The 21732-nt window shown below is 43.9% G+C and carries 8 protein-coding genes; 1 reads left to right on the forward strand and 7 read right to left on the reverse strand.

The window, feature by feature from the left end; genetic code table 11:
- Window positions 1–6 precede the first annotated feature (6 nt).
- The 7 genes from HPS55_RS11440 to HPS55_RS11470 form a co-directional block, all read right to left on the reverse strand.
- Window positions 7–2133: a fasciclin domain-containing protein gene (locus tag HPS55_RS11440; RefSeq protein WP_172324965.1), complete on the reverse strand. Its 2127-nt coding sequence runs from the start codon at window positions 2131–2133 to the stop codon at window positions 7–9.
- Window positions 2134–2154: 21 nt separating this feature from the next.
- Complete coding sequence (locus tag HPS55_RS11445; RefSeq protein ID WP_172324967.1) at window positions 2155–3897, reverse strand: RagB/SusD family nutrient uptake outer membrane protein; 1743 nt, start codon at window positions 3895–3897, stop codon at window positions 2155–2157.
- A 35-nt stretch (window positions 3898–3932) separates the two neighbouring features.
- Window positions 3933–7325, reverse strand: a complete 3393-nt coding sequence (locus tag HPS55_RS11450) for a SusC/RagA family TonB-linked outer membrane protein (protein ID WP_172177311.1) — start codon at window positions 7323–7325, stop codon at window positions 3933–3935.
- A 12-nt stretch (window positions 7326–7337) separates the two neighbouring features.
- Window positions 7338–10256, reverse strand: a complete 2919-nt coding sequence (locus HPS55_RS11455; RefSeq protein ID WP_172177309.1) for a fasciclin domain-containing protein — start codon at window positions 10254–10256, stop codon at window positions 7338–7340.
- 286 nt (window positions 10257–10542) lie between these two features.
- Window positions 10543–11160 (reverse strand): hypothetical protein, encoded by a 618-nt coding sequence (locus HPS55_RS11460; RefSeq protein WP_172177307.1) that lies wholly within the window; start codon window positions 11158–11160, stop codon window positions 10543–10545.
- An 86-nt stretch (window positions 11161–11246) separates the two neighbouring features.
- Window positions 11247–13862 (reverse strand): hypothetical protein, encoded by a 2616-nt coding sequence (locus tag HPS55_RS11465; protein WP_172177305.1) that lies wholly within the window; start codon window positions 13860–13862, stop codon window positions 11247–11249.
- A gap of 222 nt (window positions 13863–14084) precedes the next feature.
- Window positions 14085–18626 carry a rhamnogalacturonan lyase family protein gene (locus HPS55_RS11470; protein ID WP_253945850.1) on the reverse strand — a complete coding sequence of 1514 codons (4542 nt, stop codon included), beginning with the start codon at window positions 18624–18626 and terminating at the stop codon, window positions 14085–14087.
- A gap of 512 nt (window positions 18627–19138) precedes the next feature.
- Between HPS55_RS11470 and xyl3A the strand changes: the two genes are divergently transcribed.
- Window positions 19139–21730: a xylan 1,4-beta-xylosidase gene (gene xyl3A, locus HPS55_RS11475; RefSeq protein ID WP_172177407.1), complete on the forward strand. Its 2592-nt coding sequence runs from the start codon at window positions 19139–19141 to the stop codon at window positions 21728–21730.
- Window positions 21731–21732 lie beyond the last annotated feature (2 nt).

Here is a 21732-nt window from a genome sequence, read left to right on the forward strand (position 1 = left end):
TGAATATTAATACATATCCTCCAGATAACGATCGTTCTGAGCCACATTCACCGGAACAAACTCAACATAGTCAATCTGGAACTTACGTTGTGTATTTCCATCATCAAGCACTGTCTTCAAACGCATCCAATAATCCTGTTGTTTCAATGTACGTGTATCAAGGATTCTACGGATCTGATAAGCTTTAAAGCGTGATATCATGTCCTGAGCACTTGATTTCACAGTAGACAATGGTCCGCGCATATATTTATGGCTACGCATAACCCTGTCAGATTCCAAACCGCGATCGGCATAAGCATCCGGATTGTTGTTTTGATCATTTATATCAATACATCCAATCTCTATCAACCGAGGCTCATTAAAATTACTGTTCATTCGCATATCCAATGGAATATCAAGAGCCTCCATGGCTGCAATAGCAGGAGCTTGTCCAAGATAATACTGAAGCATTGTGCCATGTTGCATACAATCCAAATTAATACGAATCTCATAAACACCATCCGGAACAGGAGGCAACTTTATTGCAAAGTCAAAAATACCCATACCCTGGAAACTATCTCCACGATAAAGCAGATAGTCGTTAGGATTTGGTCCTCCGGCAAGAATATTCATATCAATCTGCGTATTATTACCATTATATACAACAAGATTGTCAAAATAGTCTATCGGGAAACGTGCACGACCAGCAGTCTTACCACCGTTAAGAACAGTCAACTCGTCAGTTTTCATACCTCTGAAACCATTGGACATCAACTCTCCCAGCATTGTAACCGCGTCAATACGTATACGCTCGTTCAGCACACCCATAGGAACCTGAGAATCATAAAGCAAGATATCATCAATTGGATATATATAACCATCCAAAGGAGATATAACATTGCTTTTATCAACCTCACATCCCTTATATATCAGTTCGTGCATAGCAGCAGAACCTATCGTCTCAACTCCATCTGTAAGGGTGTTATTTGCAACATACCTATTGATATAAGTCTTGTTCTCTTTCTTCACCCACCATACTTTCATCAATGTCTTGGGAAGCATAGTCTCATAATAGTCATATGCATCACCGGGATAGCCATATCCCGTCAATATATTATGATCAAGCGTCAGAGCGTCTCTTGACAAGGCATAATTCAGAATGTGATACCTCATGAACATATTCAAGGTATTATGTTCATTGGTATAGTCAGTACCGGTACTCACTTCTATCTTATTGTTACGGTAATAGTCATACCAACCTTCCGTCTCGGTACGTCTGTCACCGGTTGCTGCTTTTCCATACCACTCGTTCGCATGGCGTTTCAAATCATCAAGTGTCTTTATACCATGAGCCGCAAACACCTCATTTGTCTCTGCAAATATTGTAAAACCACGTTTGCATTCTTTGGGAATGTAATATTCTGCTACTGGTGCAGGCTTCTCGGCTGTCAGTTCTTTATCTACAGCATCCAACTTTTCTACAAGTCCGGTTTCTTCCAAAGCTTGATAGAAAATGCTGAATTTCTCCGTATTCAATTGAAGTTCTCTTACAATAGTCTTATTAGAACGCGGAATTACCTTATCTATTACATGAACTACACCGTTGACGCAATCGTCATGACTGTCGATTATGGCAGCAGCATCGTTCAATACCATACGCGGTTTACCATCAACCAATTTGGTATCAGTGGTTATCATACGGCCAAGAAGAGTCCGCAGACCGGAAGAATTCATATCTGTAGTCAGTTTCTTGGTTCCCAACACATGGAAAAGCGTAATGTCCATGCACAAACTGTCGGACAATCCTTCCAGTGAGTTTTCCGTCATACCATTATGCTCTATCTTACTTTCCTTATCATTATACAAACTGTCGATATATTCAGCCACAGCAGCATTGTCCGGAACGAAACATGTGTAGTATTCCTTCGAACCACTCCCATACGTACTCAAGATTCTATCATATCCTGAACGTGTAAGTATATAATTAAAACTGCTGAACTGCTCACTATTGTTTGAAATGAAGTCTTCAATGGTCTCTCCTGTAAACGTATAGAGATCCGACTCATCTATATCCTCGCTACAAGACGACATAGTGATGCATGCCGGAATCAGCAAAAATCCCGCAGCCCTTAACAATGATTTAAATATATTCATTTTCATAATTACTTGTCGTTATTAGTTCTTATCGTAAAGATTACTCTTCTTATATGCCGGATTCTGCTTCAACAGTAAATTGGCTTTCAATTCACTCTCCAGAACCGGGAAATAAAGGTAAGGTTCTGTGTGCATAAGCAATCTTGCAGCACCACCTCCGACAGACATACCACGAGTCATCAGATTCATCATAGAACCGTTGTTCTCTACCATTACATCTGGATCTTCATTGATATCGGCAAGAATCTTATCCGGCTGTACCCCATCTACATGACGATAGTTATATCTTAACAAATCGAAATAACGCTTTCCTTCGAAGCACAATTCGCGCAGACGCTCGGCAAGTACAAGTTCTTCCATAGCTGCCTTATTGCTGTATGTACTGAATTTCAATGTGTCGGCATCTGTCAAAGTAGCCAAGGCTATGGAACGCTTATTGACCTCGTTTACAAGACTGAATGCACTGCGAAGCACATTTTCAACATCCTTATCCGCAGCGTCCTCACTATCCGGTGTAAGCTGGACCAAAGCCTCAGCCTTCATCAGCATGACATCAGACAAACGATAGAATATCCAATTTTGGGCAACTTCCTCATAACCACGTGACAAAGGCGTCTGTGGCTTTAAATTACCCTCAACATTACCAGTCTCCATCAAAGACACCATCTTGAATATATCCAATTCCTCCTTATCTGAAGAATTAACGCTATAGCAACTTTCATACCATCTGTAATCCTTATCGGATATATAAACTTTATCTGCATTCACTTCATTGAAAATCAATGACGCATTCATCAGTCCGTTTCCTCTGCTCTTTTCATCATAGTTCCAATAGCAATTGCGAAGACCGAAGTTGTCATCATTCTTTCCGTCCATCTGCAACTCGAAGATACTCTCCAAAGAATTGCCGGAAATGAACTGTGCCCGATAGTTAACAGAACCATCATATACCAAATTAGACCATGGTCTTCCGAAATCAAAATAATCAGCAGTTGCAGCCCTTTTTGAGTCAAGCACTATATCACAATATTCCACACATTTCTGATAGTCTGCGGAATTATGAGTCATGGAACCACGCCACAAATATACATCGGCAAGCAATGCTGCAATACCCTCTTTGTTCATATATCCCACACGTCGCCAATCCGTAAAGCCATTAGGAGAAAGCGGGGTCTTTATCGCCGTCTCCAAATCCTCTATACATTTATTGAGAACTGTGAGCGGAGCCTCCTGAGGTATTTCAAACTCTTGGCTGCTGAACTTATATGCCCCTGGAGTTACGGGAATATCACGGAATGCGCGTACAAGATAAAAATAGCACAACGACCGCATGGCTAACATCTGCGATATATCCGTATTCAAAGTGGCCTCTGTATAAGCAGGATCACTCTCTACGACTTCCGGTGCATGCTGCAACACGAGATTGCATCTGTTTATAACACCATAAAACGCCGACCAGTCCGCATATGTATTGGTTTGGGTCATATATCCGGACTTAATATCTTTAAGTGCGTTTTCCTTGCCATTGTTGAATGTCTGCACGATAGGATTCATCTCGTCCGAGCGATAACTTCCCCACACAATACAACGTTCTATAATGGCTTCGGAAGTCATGGCTTTGTATACACCGTTGACCATTCCCTCAACATCCGATTTGCTCTTCCACATATCTTCACCTATAGTGATGTCGTCAGGCAACACTACGGTATCGATACATGAAGTTGTCAACAAACCGGACAATATGAATAACATATATTTTTTCATTGTCTTCATCTTTTCTTTTCTAAAACTCAAAATCATCAGAATCCCAAATTAAGACTGAGTGTGAACGACTTTGCACGAGGAGTCTTGGCCTTGTCCTCAGCAAATCCCCAACCGCTCGCAGAATGCTCCGGGTCAGAACCGCTATACTTTGTCCAGCAGTAAAGATTGTTAGCAGAAGCAAAGACCTTAAGTTCGTTCAGACCTATCTTCTTCAGCGCTTTCTTTGGAACATCATAAGAGAGCTGCAGATACTGGAAACGCACAAAAGAACCGTTCTCCACATATCTGTCCGAACCCATCCAGTTGAAAGCAGTCTCATCACCGTACATGGCTCTCGGAATCGGGGTCACATCGCCATCCTTGCGCCAACGATAGTTCACTGAAGCACATTGGTTGTATGCTGTAGACATCTTCTCAAGCTCCATACGTGCATAATTCACTACCTTGTTGCCGAAACGATAGTTGAAGTTGGCTGTCAACTTAAACTGACCATATTTAAGGTTGAATCCAAAACCTCCGTTCACCTTAGGCATAGAGTTGCCAAGATAAACCACGTCAAGCTGATTTATCTGTCCGTCCTTATTAACGTCTTCGTAAATAGCATCGCCACCCTTGAACTCGTAGTTTCTTGTAGCATAGTCGAACACCATATGCATCGGAGTTCCGTCAGCATTCATCATAACCTTGCCGTTCTTGTCAATCGCCACAGGGAATGTCTCGCCATTGGCAAGACGTCTGTTTATTTCCGACTCAAACTGAGCTGCAGTCCATTTGTTCTCTTGCTTCAAATTAGCCAAATATTCATAAGAATACTGGTAAACACCCTTATATCTGTATCCATAAATGGAACCCAAAGGATTGCCCACCTGTACACGGTTCAGATAAGTGCCGTTCTTATTAGACCATTCATTGTTGATAGAGGCCAGCACTTTCTCGTCCATTTCCGTTATCTTGTTGAAGTTCTGTGAAACATTGAAGTTTGCACTTGCCGAGAACTTGCCTTTCTTTATGAAATTGTTAAAGCTGACATTCAGCTCCCATCCTTCATTGTTCATCTCACCGACATTAGAATATGCCAAAGTTGCATAACCGGCAGTAGAAGGAATACGCACATCTTTCATCAACAAGTCTTTTGTTGTCTTGTTGTAGTATTCAAACTCTGCTTCTATCTTGTCGTCAAACAATCCGAGATTAAAGCCTAAGTTGTAACTCGTAGTTGTCTCCCACTTCAGATTGTCAAGTTTCAGACGTATCATATTAATCGTCGGCACTCCGCCATTGGTACCATAGCTACCGGAAGACGTATTATAAGCCTCATAAAAGAGCGACTCCGAACTCGGTGCATTACCCACCATACCCCAACTGGGACGGAAAGCGAGCATGGACACCACCTTGCGCAACGGTTTCATGAACGGTTCATCGATGATATTCCATCGCCCTGACACACTGGGGAAATAAGCCCATTTGTTTTCCGGACCGAACTTGGAATCACCATCGGCACGCAAAGTGACACCCAAAGAGTATCTGCTCTTGTAAGAGAAATGTCCGGTATAGCTCCAACTCTGCGATCTTGACCTTCCTGTGCTACTGCTTGTCTGTACCTTATCTTTACTGTCCTTATCTATCAATATACCGTCTGAAGGAATGTCAAATCCTGGTGGTGTAAGATATCCGGTAGCAAACTGCTGACTGCTGTTGCTTGTCTTAATCTGATAACGGAACTTCATTGTCGCGGTCCAATCCTCATTCTTGAAATGCGGAGTAAAGGTCAAATCATTGGTAAAGGTAAATCCCATGGAATTACTCTCAAAACTATACGATCTGTTATAGTTTTGAGAACTCATATCATCTGTTGACAACTCAGCAGGATAATAACTCGGCTTGCTGTTTGCATATATATCGAAATAAACATCACCTCTATATGTCAGACGGCTCTTACCTTCTTCAATCCCAAGCAATTCATACTGCAGACAGAAATCAGGATTCACACGGTAAACATTCTCCTTTGACATCGCAAGATTTGCTATAGCCACAGGATTACCCAATGAACGTATATCCCTCATTTCATACGAAGTAGGATTTTTCACCGTAGCAACTCCTGCCTGATTTCTTGCAGGATTCAATATGAAATACTCGTTAGTATTCTCACCATTGGCATTCTGACGATATATACTCATATTAGGCGCTATTTTCTGTGCCAGTCCCAGCAGATCGCTATAACTCTTGTTGTTATTTGTATAAGTAAAGGCAAATGTTGTTATGAACTTTATACGCTCACTCACAAAATAGTCAAGAGACATACGTGTTGTAAAACGGTTGAGAGTCTGCTTGATGATAGTACCCGTCTGATGATTATACCCTGCAGATATACGGAAAGTTGCCTTTTCGCCACCACCGGTCAGGTTAAGGTTGTAATCATGACTCTGTCCGAACTGTGTAACTGCGTCCACCCAGTCGGTATTGTTGTTCCAGTTCTCATAGTCACCCCAACTCTTCACATAGTTAAGCTCATTGATATTGGTAGTGGCATTAGACTGCTGCTTGGGGTTGTATATAGACTCTTTCATAAGCATGGTGTAGTTGTCACCATTAAGAAGTTCATAACCCTTAGGCTGCCAGCTACCCTGGAACTTATAGTTGAATTTTACCCTTGTCGGTCCACGCACACCACGTTTTGTCTTGATTTCGATTACACCATTGGCACCACGCGATCCCCAAATAGCTGTAGAAGCAGCATCCTTGAGTACGGTGATGCTTTGAATATCCTCAACATTCACCGAAAGCAGTGACGCATAGTCTTCGTCGGTAGCATTTTCCACATCGAAGTCGGGAGCATCATAAATCTGATCGTCCACTACAATCAACGGATTCTTGTTACCATTGATAGATGTCACACCACGCAGACGCATCTGTGTGCCGGAACCCAGGTTACCCGAACCCATCACAATGTCAAGACCGGCTATCTTACCCTGCAATGCCTCGTCAGCACTGGTAAACGACAGGCCCTCTACTTCCGACATATCCATCGTTTGCTGTGCTACAGACACCTCACGCTTGGGTATAGAAAGTCCTCCGGTATTCGAACGGCGTTTTGATTTTACGGTAACCTCGCTGATAGTTGTTTTGTTGGCTCCCAATTTCTCATTGAACTTGACACGCGAGCCTATTGCCAACACCAAAGGTTTTGAACCTACATATGAAACGACCAACTTGTTCTTTGGGTTCTTTATCACCATTGAGAAATTACCGTTAATATCCGTCACGGCAGCCGTAACAATACGGTTGTTGGCGTCACGCTCAACCACATTGGCTCCCATTGTCGGTCCGAAGTCATCGGTAATAGTACCGGAAATTCGTTGCCCCTGTGCCATCACTGCCTGAGTCATCACAAGCAACATGGCTATAAGCATTAATTTAAACTTTGGCATAATTATATTTCTTTACTTTTTGTTACTTACTTTGAAGTTCTCCCATCCGTAATTGCCATTTTTATTATAGCCCAAAGGCTCGGATATCTCATGTACAACTGCGAACGATGAAGAATTTGAATACAAAGCTTTCTGTGCATTCTCCATTACAAACTCATAGTCACGTGCCATCATATTGACAAGTCTGGAATCAGAAACCGAGACTTCCTTTGACATACCGGTTGCATCGGTAATGACTATCTTTCCATTACCACCGCTAATATTCAGTTCCTGGCTGATATTGTCGTTATTCACATAGAACGTCACAAAGTTGCCACTCTCCACCTCATTGTCAGCGAATACAGAAACATTCATGAAATGATAACGTGCAAATGCACTGATAGCCTCTATCTTTGCACGTACTTCTATCTTTGCTTCATCTTCTGTAAGTGCCTTTCCTGGACAATCATTGCCACAGTCATGATCATCTTGAGTAAAGTGATGGAACAAAGGCATAACATCCTTCTTCCAGCTTGGCAAACCGTTTGCATAAGCCTTGTCCATCGCAGCTTTGTTCGGTGCAAAAACGGTGTAGTTGTAATTGCTGAAGAATTTCACATTATTATCCATACAACCTTTTTTATTGTTTCTCTGTATAGGGTTGTAGAATATCTTGTATTGGTCAACCTCATAGATCTGTGTTGTCGGATTCTTGTCCTTGGAAATGCCTGCCCAGTCCATCACATCATCATCAAAGCCTTCACAAAGTTCAAAGAATGTCTCTTTGGTATTCTCATCTGTCGACGACTCAAAATTTTTCAAAACGCCATAAACACTTTGTACAGGTCCCTGGATAAGATGGTCTATAGCATAAGAACGGCCATTACGCTGTACATACTCATCCTCAATTTTTGATACAGGCTGAAGTCCGTCTATTTGGGCACCCGAAGCAACAGTCTTGTTGTTCATGTCCACTAAAACAGCACCACCATGTTTGGTCTTATAATAATTGTTTTTGCCAAGTGTCTCTCCTTCTTTCAGCACTACTGTACAATACTGCATCAAATCTTGAAGATGAGCCTTGCATATCGGCCAATTTTTCGCATTATTGGCACCATCCACATCAATTATAGTAGAATCATTGGGATTTTTTATTGCTTGCTTTGCAATATCATACTTAAATGTCGATATTCCAAGACCTGATTTTGATGACGGATTGTAATAATAGTGATATACAAGTGCATTTTCATTGACATAATCACCATTTGCCTTCTTTATAAGAGACGCCGGATCAAGATAATATGCATCAAAGGCCTTGTCCCTCGGCAAGAACAGAGCATAGTTTGATGCCATTGTCAGCAAGTAAGCATAGAAGTCGAGATTAAGTCCATATACATTATTATATGTCACATTCTGAATCATCCAGTTTATCACATGCATATCCTTACTGAACAAAGCCGGAGCCGACACGGCCACATAAGCTTTAGGACCGAATACGGTCTTAGTGGTATATATAACACCGTTGTTGGCTATCTTTATGTCATATCCGCTTCCGTCTTCTTTCTTCTTGATGGCGTCTTTGGTCACTCCCATCAAATCCTTGGCATCATCCATTATATTGTCGAACTTGCTAGGAACAGAAGCAGCAAACGAACTTTTCAACATATTTGAAACAAATTTTGCAAGAATATTTGTAGGTATATCATCAAGATTACTCTCCAGATTCTCAGCCGTATTGGGCTTGCGGCCGAAAGTCTCGATAATTGATTTTCCTTCCTCTTTTATAAAATAGTTTATAAGTGCAGCATTGTCAGGAACAAACATTACCTGAAGATCGGTAAGATATGTTTCCGGTTGTCCGCTTTGGGTAGGAGCTATATAAAACTCATTCCATCCCGGGTCAAGGTTAAGAAGATTCTCTGCTATCACTTGTACTTTATTAGCATCGATGTCGAAAGGAAGATTGTCCTGTGACACGCGACTAAGATAACGCACCTCAAAAATAGAATCGGGATTATTGACGCCCGTCATGTCCGTAACCTCAGACTGTGCCCTATACCAATCATGATAATCATTAGTCACCTTAGAATTATACACCGGCACGGCAAAACGATCCAATATATGGCTGAATATAGAGAGGTCGGAAGTTTTCTTCAATACTTGAGCCATATTTCCTGGAGGCACGACAACATTATCCACTTGATGGATATATCCGTTCTGACATGTAATGTCCTGTGCCGACTTGGGAATTCTGTTACCAAATATGTAGGCATCACCCTCTTCATAGTTACCGCCAGTGATTATAGAAAAGTCATTATCTTCTCCGGCAGTGGTAATACCATTGTTAAGCATATACTCACGTGTGAAATGCACAAGCATAGGACGGGTTGCATCTGTAACAACAGATACTCCGGCATTAAAACGCGACCAGTTGGTATTGTTTTCACCATAGGCCGACATTGCTGACATTGCGGGATAATATGTCACAGTATCTATAACGCTGGCAGATGTAAGGTGCTTCAGGGCACGTCCTTGCACCACACCGTCCGACGAACTTGTATTTGACAACATACCTATAAGAAGTGCATTGTCAAGCATCGATGAGTAAAGAAGCATTTTCTTCTGAGCGTCAGAAAGATCTTCATATCTTTTCACGCCCGGCCATGTTTCGTTGGCAAAGAAACGGGCAAAAGCCTCGTCGTTTGCCGGGAAAACAGTCTTACTACCGGTACGACTCAGTGTTTCGGCATACCCCAGGTCGTCCACCAAACGAAGATATGTATTGAAAGAACCGGTAAGCCCTTTTGAAGCATCAGGATTTTTCAGCTCGCCGTAAATACTCGAGCCCAGCCATCCCGGCACCGATTCTTCATCCACAAGTTCGTTCTTGTCCACACAAGAAGACAAAAGTCCCATGCAGACAAAAGAAAAACAAAAGATGAGTTTTCTCATAATTTTTTTGATTAGTTATTATTTATTGTTACTTTTATTTTAGCAGTTTGAGACAGAGCACAATACTCTCTTATTAGTTTTGCCTACAAAGATAGGCAAAATTCAATTTATACGCAACAAAAATATAAATAAAATTAAAGATTTTAAGAATTAACTTATCAAACAATTTACAACTGCCGAACAACAAGAAAATCGTATAAAAAAACAAAAAGCCGTTATTTTTCATTTAAGTGAAAAACAACAGGCTTTATTATTTGATATTTGATTTTATACTGTATTTTATGATTTATCCCCACCAATCAGGGCTCCACATTCCATACCCTATTGTTGTATGACTTTTCAACGTAGTAATATAGTAACATTCAAAAGATTCACTAACCTTAGTAAAATAACTAATATCACCAGAATGGGCTATCAAATCTTCATTTGTATACTTTTCTTTACTCGCAAATATGGCTATCCGATCTCCTATATTAGCATCGGAATAAACAACTATATCATTCTCGACATCATAAGATTCTGCTACAGACATCGTAAGTCCTCGTTCGTCAAACCAAACTTTTGAAGAGCCGTGATACAAAGTATATAAAATAGGGTCGGCAATAACCACCGGTTCATCATTATCATCTTTATCATATAAAAAGGGATCTCTATCATAAAGAGCGCATCCCTGCGCATTCAATACAAGAAAAGTATAATACTTCTCATCACCATATGCTTCAGTATATATGTCAAATTCCAAAAAATACGGATACATTGAAGAACGTGATAACACACTATCACATATCAAAGCATCAGCATATACCATATCGTCACTTCGTTCTTCTATAGATTCATAATAATCAATATCATTGCATGATGAGTAAAAGAATACTATAGACAATAAAAATAAAAAATGCTTCATTCTTACAGTTTTATTTTCAGTTAACAAACGAGGGAACAAGATTTTTTCTTGTTCCCTCGGTTATATTAAATAATCTTTATCAGATATTATTTCACGACATACTTCTTGCCGTTCATGATGTAGATACCTTTTGACAGGCCTTTCAACGTATTTGCATTTGCACGTACCTTAACACCATTGATACTGTAAACATCACCGCTGTTGATTCCGTCAACCACATTCACATCTGTAATGCCAGTCTCATAATCAGCGATAGAACCAAGATAATAAAGATGGCAAGAACCGATGTAAATCAAGTTCGGGAATATTGTCTGGCCTTCATTCTTGCATGTAAGACCTACGCGGAGTTTCTTATCCTCATAAGAATTTATATCCTGAACTTTAACAACCTTCGAGAATCTTGTTACATTACCAGGATAGTCCTGACTTGGATTGCTTGAGTGTGTCTTGCTTGCATCCCACATTGTATACACTTCGGTTGAATCTGTTCCGGCAAATATATACATCTCCGTTGAAGCCTCCTGAGTTGCATCACCCATATTGTGGTTACGACATATTATTTCAGCAGAGAATTCATAAACTCCATTCATAGGAAGTTCAACATCCTGATAAATATACTTGGAATCTTTAGCACTCGAACCACGATTATAATATGCGCAATATCCGTCTGTAAAGTCACTATTGCTCTGATACTTCCATACTCCGTTGCCACCTACACCGTCAACCGTCCAGCCAGTAGCATTCTTGGTTGAGAATGAGCCGTTAACCATATTGATATCAGCAGGAGCACTTATAGAAGCATTGGTCAAACCATATACGAGACGGGCTTTCATAAGGGTCGAGTCTGTCTTAACAAGTGTCAGCGAATCACGGCTCTGGTCTGTCTGTGCACTATAATAGTTCTCTGCAACATTGATAGCAGCGCCAAACACATCTTTACCCTTAGGACGATTCTCATCGGCAAGTTCGGTCTTGCAAAGTTCAATATCACTTCCTAACTTGACATATTCTGCATTTGCTCTTGTATAAGCGCGCACAGCCTTGTCCATGTTCTCTTTTTGGGCAACAAGAATATCTATATTTTCCTGTGAAGGAGAAGTTATTTCTGCGAGAACCTTTTCCGAAACAACAATAGAATCACGCAATACAGAGTTGAAGAACACATATTTCTTGCTGTCGGCAGCCTCTTTGGCTGCATCGATAGCAGCGGTAAGATCTGCACGCTTGTCAGCAAGAGTCTTCTTGAGGAAATGGTTCTTTACATCATCGTCAGTCAGACCGAGAATACGAATCTCCACATTGTCAAAACGGAACGTTCCACTACCAGTATGAGCTGCGGGGGGGGCAGAACCGGTATCAGCTCCATCGATTGTAGGATATGCAAAACCGATAGTCTGTATACCATCTTCCTTAACATCAAATATATTCGTATACATCTTGGCATAAGATGTTTGGAAATCCGTCATATCAACAGAATCGTTATTTACGAAATACTTCACACCCTCAATCTGTGAATAGTAATCGGGGATATAGTAATTATCTTTCGAACCTTTACCATTGTTACCCATCTTATAACCTAATCCACGAACAATGTAGAGATACTTACCGGCTGGCAGATTAGCACCCTGAGACACTGAACTTGCTTCCAATTTATCCTGAGCTTTGTTATCAGACTTGAAATGATTGGTTGTGAAGTTGAAAGAAGCCGCATTAACACCCCAACGATTGTTGGTTGCGGTCCATCCTTTGGCAGGAGTTGTTGTTTTGCCGGTACCCTGCTCTGCAGCCTCATCCAATGTGAAGTTGGTATAATATGAAGAGACATCAGCAGAGTTAGCATTGAGGAATGCTGTAACAGGACCGTCAGGACCCATTATTCCGTTATACATATCTTCAAAAGATATAACATCCAGATCTGAACCAATAGCGCCACGTAAGTCCTCTACTATAGCACCCAACATTTCACGCTCACCTTCCGGACCATCATTGGGGAAATTTACTTTATCAGCAATCAGCATCTCAATAAACGAAACAGCGTCCTTTGCCATACGGTCGTCAAACACCTGCTTTGCCTCGTAAATACCGAAATCGGCATAACTGTCATTGGGCACAAGCTCAAAGAAAAGCACACTCATGGTCTTGCTTTCTTCAGCTCTATAATCCATGGTACGCTCTTCCCACTGATCCGAGCACGAAGAGAATCCGAAAAGGCCACCACTTAGCTTACCGGACTCATCGCCATCACCACCTTTCAAAGGATAAACACCAGGAGTGTTGGGGAAAACAAAATTCTGGTGATTGTAATAACGTCCGTACACACCAACACTCGACATATTGGGCACAAAAGCCCTCACCTTGTATGTACATAGATAAGTCGTGTTCTCAGAAAGAGTCACATCCTGTGCAAAGTTCGCACATTGCGGACCATAGTTGGATACGCTCGTAGCACCCTGCAGTGTTGTGAGACAGTTTCTACCGTCAGGACCATCATTAGTCACAGCAAACGTGTCAGGCGAAAGTGGCTGACAATAAAGGTTTGTCCAATTGTTCAATCCGTCCGTGAAGTCACCGTTTTTGACAAGGTTCGCACCTATAATCTGAAATCGGCCATTCGGAGTGTAGACAAAATCTCCCACTTCATAAGCGAACGAACTTGCCGCACTTAACGCGGCGGCAAACATAAAAAGTAATCGCTTCTTCATTTGTTTTGTATTAAGTTGTTAAATAATATATTATATGCTTTTATAAAAAAGGATATTTTAGTAGTTATTTCGTTGCAAATATACGTAAAAGAATCCATATTACATTATCATTAATTGTTTTTAACACATTCATCCGTCTGCAATAGCGTATTTTGCTAACTGCAGACGGATGAATAAATATCACATTGTCTCTACCTTAATCTGTTGACAAGACAGACACTATTACTTGATAACAATCTTTATATTTTCAGTGCCTGTATCCGAACCTACTCGTACGATATATGTTCCGCCAGCCAACCCCTTGGAACGCATTACTGTGATCACATCATCTGAATAACATTCAAAATCGCACACATATATACCATTAAAAGTATATACCCGGCACTTCACCTTGCCACCATCCATAACCGAAGATATACCGGTCGGATCATCGAGGACACGTAATATTCCCGTAGCGTTTAACAAATCGGAATCATCCCACTTCAATCCCAATGGCAAAACGGGCAGATTGATTACCGGATCACCGTTGAATGAAGCAGCTGTCCACAAAACAATCTCATCTCCCTGTGCCGGTATATATGTACTGCTCAGTGTGACATTGAGCACTCCATTTAGCGTAAGTGCCGTACCGACCTTAAGGAACGAACGTGAAGAATTACTATTGGCCTTGCCCTTGATATTGAGGTTGACCACAGATTCCGCATTGGCTGTAAGAGCACCCTGTGTCGCAACAAATCCTGACACGTCATCAGTAGTTGTACGCCCAGGAGTAAGTTCGGCACCACCATTGAGAACAAGCGCTCCGAGCGTACCGGTACCCTTGACAGAGGCTCCGCCATTCACTGTAATACCCTTCGAACCGGTTACCGATGTCGTCGAATTATAAGTGTCAATATACAGCATGCCTTCGTTGACTGTTATCGTCTTGGCATTTTCGAGTTTACCCGATGTTGTCAGATACCATATTCCGGCCCCTTTCTTTTGTACTGCAGAATTAATGGCGCCACGGAAACGGATATCGGCACCATTGGTACCTATTATATATGTACCAGAACCGGCAAGTGTACCAGAACCGGTGATGTTCCCTATCTCCACATTCTTGCCATTGTTGTTGAATGTGACGCCTGCATCCATCTGGAGCGTGGCCTTGGGAAGTCCGTAGGAATTGTCGAAAGTAAAGTCAGGGTCATAACTGCCGCGCTTTGATACGCCTGGAATGACAGTGCCTTCAAACTGGCTCCAGTTACCCTGGAAATAGTCACGTATGCCAGTTCCGTATACCCGGAATGTACCCGAACCGGTAAGACGTCCCTTGTAGTTGCAGCGCGGATCGGAATAGAATGTACCCGTACAGTTCTCCGGCACTACAAAGTTGACATTGTTCGTTGAATACGAGTAGTCGCTTGCCGGATCGTAAAGCGTTCCGCCACGCAATTCCACCGTTGCCGGAAGCTGGATTACGGCATTTGTCTCCGAAGCGTTTACCACACCCCGCTCTATCACCAGTTTGGAAACACTGTTGCCGCCACCCATATTGAGCGTACCTGTACCGGTCTTGGTAAGCACTGTACCCGAACCTATTGCGCCCACACCTTTTTCAAGAGTAAGGGTCACACCTTGGGGAATGTCAAGCTGTCCGCCACCCTCACCTACGAATATCTTCTGTCCGGAGGTTGCGGTAGCGCTCAAGCTGAGTGCGGCATTATTATATAGTGTGAAAGTCTTGTCTATCGTGCCCAACGAACCCACTTCCTGTCCTATTTCATTGGCAAATGCGCTGACAGTGAGTTTTCCGCCATTGACAGTGGTCTTTCCAGTACGGTTGATACTGTTTACTGTAACCGAAGCCGTACCATTCTTGACCAGTTCGCCACCGCCCACGATACTGTCACCCGTGATGGTAAAATTCTTCTCTGAGTTGTTGAAGACAATGGAAGCCGGAGCCACATGACCGCTCACGATAATATCGGTAGAAACTGCACTGTCGTCGAATATCACGTCATCGCCCGGTACAAACGAACGGCTTACGCCTGTTTCGGCAACAATAAAGTTAGGAGTACCGTCTATATTCCATACGCCATCGACATTGCCGGTCCAAGTCACAGAACCTGTTTCGAAATTGGTAATGGTGATATAGAGTTTGCCGTTTTCAAACGAAAGCTCGGATTTCTGACTGTTGAGCCCCTCCACCTTGAAGTCTGCAATGTTGCCGACAACAGTGCCGAACTCACCGATGAGATAACGGCCGTTGGCAATATTCGACTCACCGGCAGCAACATGCTTCACAAACCGTAGGACAGGAGTATTATATTCCGGTCCTCCGGTCCAGTTCTTCTTTTCTATTGTCAGCACTCGCGCTTTTACGATATCGGCCGTAACATCCTCGCCATACAGGTCGATGAGTACGGTCGAACCGAAATTGAGGATGAGCGAGTCTGCCTCAATATTCCCCTTGTTGTCACGACCTCCGGGCACGATTGTAGCGCCATAGTCGGCTTGTATACCTTTCATAAACTTGCCGCCGTCAGATACGAGAGAAGCAAAACGGTTTAGCCACAAACGACTCGACTGTAATGTACCGTCAAAATTGACCGTTCCTGCCCAAACCTCCGTCGGACCGGTATATGTTTGGGTTACAGCCGGCAGATTGAGCACACCGTCACCCTGCTTCACCAGACGCATAGAGCCGCCGAAGGCACCGCCGGTAACAGTATGTGCGTAAGTTGTTGTAGTTATATTGTTATTGTTGTCGTGACCCTGCACCCATGTCGGAGCATTGACAGTCAGTATGTACGGGCTGGCTCCGTCTGCTACGTTGACAGTCATGTCACCTGTCTTACACATTATTATATGTTTGTCGTTCTCAGCCGTACCTATGGTCGAGCCGTCAACAATCTCCGTACGTCCTGTCATTGTCAGTGGTGCAGGCGCCTTGGTGATTCCTTCCAATTCGCCAAGGAAATAGCTCACGTGAGGAGTCTGATTGTATCCGCACATCTGCCAAACCATGGCCTGACGGTACTGATGGTCGTGCCACAGAGTGTAGTTTCGCCATTTTGTCTCTACATTTGTGGTATAAATACGGATATTATTGTCGGCCGTACGCATTATCACTTCCTCACGCCAGTCACCGAGAATATCTCCCTGATAGCACGGTGTGCCCTTGGTATCATTGTTGGTCATACTTCCCTCGAGAGTGGCTATCGCGCCTTTTCCCACCTTATATATAGTACCGGCGGTATTCTTCCCGTTGGCATAGTCAAAAGTCTCGGAGCAAAGGTCTCCGTCCCAATATATACGGAAATTCTGTGTTATGTTGCTCTTGGTCCCTCCCGGTATGGCCGCATGTGTCACAGAACTTATAAGACTGCCGTCTCTGCTGGAAACACCTTGGGCACCGGGATAGTTATTGTAAAAGTTGCCCATGTTTGCACGTCCGTCATCGTTACCTCCTGTGGTTCGGTAATAAATCTTTGACGTGGTGGCATCGCGGAAATTATTGTTCGGCCTGTCCTCGTTGCAGGCAAAAATCTCCTGACCATGACTGTACGGATCGAAATCGCTGCAATGCTGCGAGTCGCCGTGGCCGAGTCCTGTCGTAGAAAGTCCCTTACCATTGTCGTCGATGACCATCGAGCCGAAAACGATCTCGTCACGTCCGTCCCAGTCGACGTCGGCAATGCCGAAATTGTGGTATCCCTGGCCATACCACTGCGAGCCGGCCGTATTGCAGTTCCAACGCCAACGTTCGGTGAGTTTGTGTGTAGCCGGGTCAACGTCGAGAGCAATCATCTTATGGCGGGTATATATACCGCGGGCAAGGAAAATACTCGGCTTGCGTCCGTCAAGATACGGTGCTCCGAAAAAATGCTTCGTAGAACGATGACCGTAGCCGTCGCCCCAAGCCTTGTTAAGGTCGGTCTCTCCTACTTCAAGACGCTTCAGCGGATATTCCATCTGCTGATATACCGCTCCGGTATGTCCGTTGAGATAGAGCAGATACTCCGCGCCATCGTGTATGAACCACTGGCCCGAATAGCCGTTCGCAGCACGGTAGTTCTTAGTTTTGTCGCCCACCACATGTGTCGTGCCGTCGGCCATGTGTATTGTAGTGCCGTCAGCAGCACGCAACAAAGCCTCAGCCTTGCCGTCACCGTCCCAGTCGTAGGCCACGATGTTGTTCTCATTGTTCTGAAAGTCGGCCATGTTCGGACCGAGATCTATCCACCATAGCTTTGTTCCGTCGAGCTTGTAGACCTCGATGATGGCATACTCACCGTTGTGTCCGGCTGGCTTGTAGCTGTTGGCTGCGTCGCTGGCATTGTCAAACTTGAGCAGTATCTCCAGTTCGCCGTCACCGTCAACGTCAGCCACACAGGCGTCGTTGGGTATGTACGTGCTCGTGAGCGTACCGTGGTTCATCTTTATTTCCTTGTAATTCTTTGCCCACGGGGTCACAATACTGCTCTTGACCTGTGCCTTGCCGCGCACAACAGCTTCAACAGCATACTTACTCGACACGGTACCGCTCTTGTCCGTAAAGTTGGAAACAGACAGCGGCTCGGTATTTATCTTCGTTCCGTCGCGATAGATATTGTACGTCACGTCATAGTATTCTTCAGCAGTGACACGCCAGCTGCAGAATATGCCGCTGCCGGTCTTCACCGCCACCAGTCCCCGGTCTATGACATCGGTGGTGCGCTGTGCCCTACCCGACATTACAGTCATTCCGAGAAACATCAATAGTAAAAGTTTTTTCCTCATACGTAGTTTATTTTCAGTTATTAGTTGTTATCTACATTTTATATATCAAGTAGTTTCTGTATCCTACGGCCATTCCTCAAATCGTCCACGACATTCCATCGTCATGGCAATGTATTGGCCACCCCTAATGTATATAATTGTGCAAATTTATATATAAAAAGCCATATAAGATGTATTTTTTCACAAAAAAAACTTAAAAGGCTGCGTTATTGACGTTACGGACAGGCATGGATGTTTCCGTCAGACTTGACTATATTTCATATCTCCCAAAAGGGATATCATGGTCCCTTATCCGGACATGATGAAACAATACACGTAACGGGGACGTACAGGCCGCTTTTATTGTACGAAAAGCATTGCCGATACAAAAAGAAAAAAACTTTAGACAATCGAAAAAGCGTGTGGCAGACAAACGGATTACCTTTGCTGACGAAGAACGTTAAAAGAAACAAAAGCCTATGAAACCATCATCATCTTCAAGAAAGTGCAGTGTCGAACATGTATTCCGGAAAATGACAGCAAGAGTTGTCATGATCGTTTTTACCGGTTGTTTCATCGAAGTGGAATGTATGGCCCAGGCATTACAGTACCAAAACCCTGAACTTACCGCCCGCGAAAGGGCCGCCGACTTGTGCTCGAGACTTACATTGGAAGAAAAGGCTTCCCTTATGCTTGACGATTCGCCGGCCATCCCGAGGCTGGGCATAAAGCGTTGGCAATGGTGGAGCGAGGCTCTGCACGGAGTCGCCAATATGGGTGGTGTGACAAATTTTCCCGAACCGATAGGCATGGCGGCTTCGTGGAACGATGCTCTCGTATTCAGAGTCTTTGACGCCATCAGCACCGAGGCCCGCGCCAAGTGGAACGAGCTGTTATCACAAGGCAATGATGTGACACGCTTTCACGCTTTGTCTGTATGGACACCTAACATAAACATATTCCGTGACCCGCGTTGGGGACGCGGGCAGGAGACTTACGGTGAGGACCCCTATCTGACTGGGGTGATGGGCAGTGCTGTTGTGCGCGGCCTGCAAGGCCCGGAAGATGCCAAATACCGCAAACTATGGGCCTGTGCAAAACATTACGCAGTGCATAGCGGTCCGGAATGGAGCCGACATACTGCCGACATTGACAATATATCGGCACGCGACCTGTGGGAGACGTATTTGCCGGCTTTCAAGACTGTTGTCGAGGATGCAAAGGTGAGAGAAGTGATGTGTGCTTATCAGCGTTATGACAACGAACCGTGCTGTTCGAATACACGTCTGCTGCAAGACATACTACGCAATGAATGGGGGTTCAAGTATCTTGTGGTCAGCGACTGCGGTGCCGTGACAGACATTCACGCAAACCACAAGGTGGCCAGCGACGCCGTACACTCGGCTGCCCGTGCCACATTGGCAGGAACCGATGTGGAGTGCGGTTTCGACTATGCCTATAAAAGTATTCCGGAGGCTGTACACCGTGGTCTGATAAAAGAATCGGAAGTGGACAAACACGTTATACGATTGCTGGAGGGCCGTTTTGACCTTGGAGAAATGGACGATCCATCGCTTGTTTACTGGAGCGACATACCTACCTCGGTGCTTGAGAGCCGCGAACACCGCCGGCTGGCCCTTGAAATGGCACGCCAGACCATCACACTGCTGCAGAACCGCAATGGCATACTGCCTCTGAAGAAAAGTGAGAAAATAGCCGTTATCGGTCCGAACGCCGACAACAAACCGATGATGTGGGGCAACTATAACGGCACCCCCACAACTACCATAACGATACTCGACGGTATACGACGCGAAAACAGAAAAACCGTATACCATCAAGGATGCGATCTTACAGACAGCCGCATTGTGACACCGTTGTTTTCCGAATGCAGTTTCGACGGCCGCAAGGGTTTCAAGGGTACATTTTGGAACAACACCAGACGTGAGGGGAAACCCGTTGCTACAGAATACTACACACAGCCTTTCACCAAGACCACAGCAGGAAATTATCAATTTGCTCCGGGTGTCAACCTTACGGATTTCAGCGCACAGTATGAGACGGTATTCCGACCTGCAAAGTCGGGCGAAGTCGTTATCAACGTTGAATCCGTCAGCCGCTTCGATGTTGTGGTGAATGGAGAGGTAAAGGTAAAGCATGCCACATGGCGAACCACCCCCACGAGAACTCCGATACTGGTAGAGGCGGGAAAAGAATATAAGATAGAGATACATTTTGCCCACATGCCCACTTACGGAGCAAACATAAAAGTGAATATCGGAACAGAATCGGAAATAGACTATACAGACATCATCAACCGGCTGAAAGACATTGACAAGGTTGTGTTTGTCGGAGGAATAGCTCCAAGCCTCGAAGGTGAGGAAATGCCGGTGGAAATTGACGGCTTCAAGGGTGGCGACCGTACACACATCGAACTGCCAGCCGTACAACGCAACTTCCTTAAAGCTCTCCACGAAGCCGGCAAACGTGTCATATTCGTATGCTGCTCTGGATCGGCAATAGCCCTTCAACCTGAAACAAAAAATTGCGAGGCTATAATTCAAGCATGGTATCCCGGAATGGAAGGTGGCACGGCTGTAGCAGACGTATTATATGGCAAAGTATGTCCTTCAGGGAAATTGCCTGTGACGTTCTACGCTTCATCCGACCAGCTCGGTGACTTTGAAGATTATAGTATGGAGGGCCGCACATACAGGTATATACGTGACTTCGAACCACTATTTCCATTCGGATACGGACTTTCTTATACCACATTCGACATCGGAAACGCCAAGCTCTCATCCACAACAATAGGACGTGAAGGCATAAAGATGGAAATACCCGTAACGAACACCGGAAACCGCAACGGTGCCGAGGTCGTGCAGGTGTACGTCCGCAACCCGCAGGATCCGCAAGGTCCGGTAATGCAGTTGCGTGGCTACAAACGACTTAACGTGAAAACCGGAGAAACCGCTACGGCAAACTTTCTTCTTACCCCAAAGTCGTTCGAATGGTTTGATGAACAGACGAACACCATATGTACCAAACCGGGCACATATGATGTGCTTTACGGAAATTCATCGAAAGGAAACGCTCTGAAGAAAGTTACAGTGACAATAAATTAGAT

It is taken from the genome of Xylanibacter rodentium, assembly GCF_013166575.1.
Classification (GTDB): domain Bacteria; phylum Bacteroidota; class Bacteroidia; order Bacteroidales; family Bacteroidaceae; genus Prevotella; species Prevotella rodentium.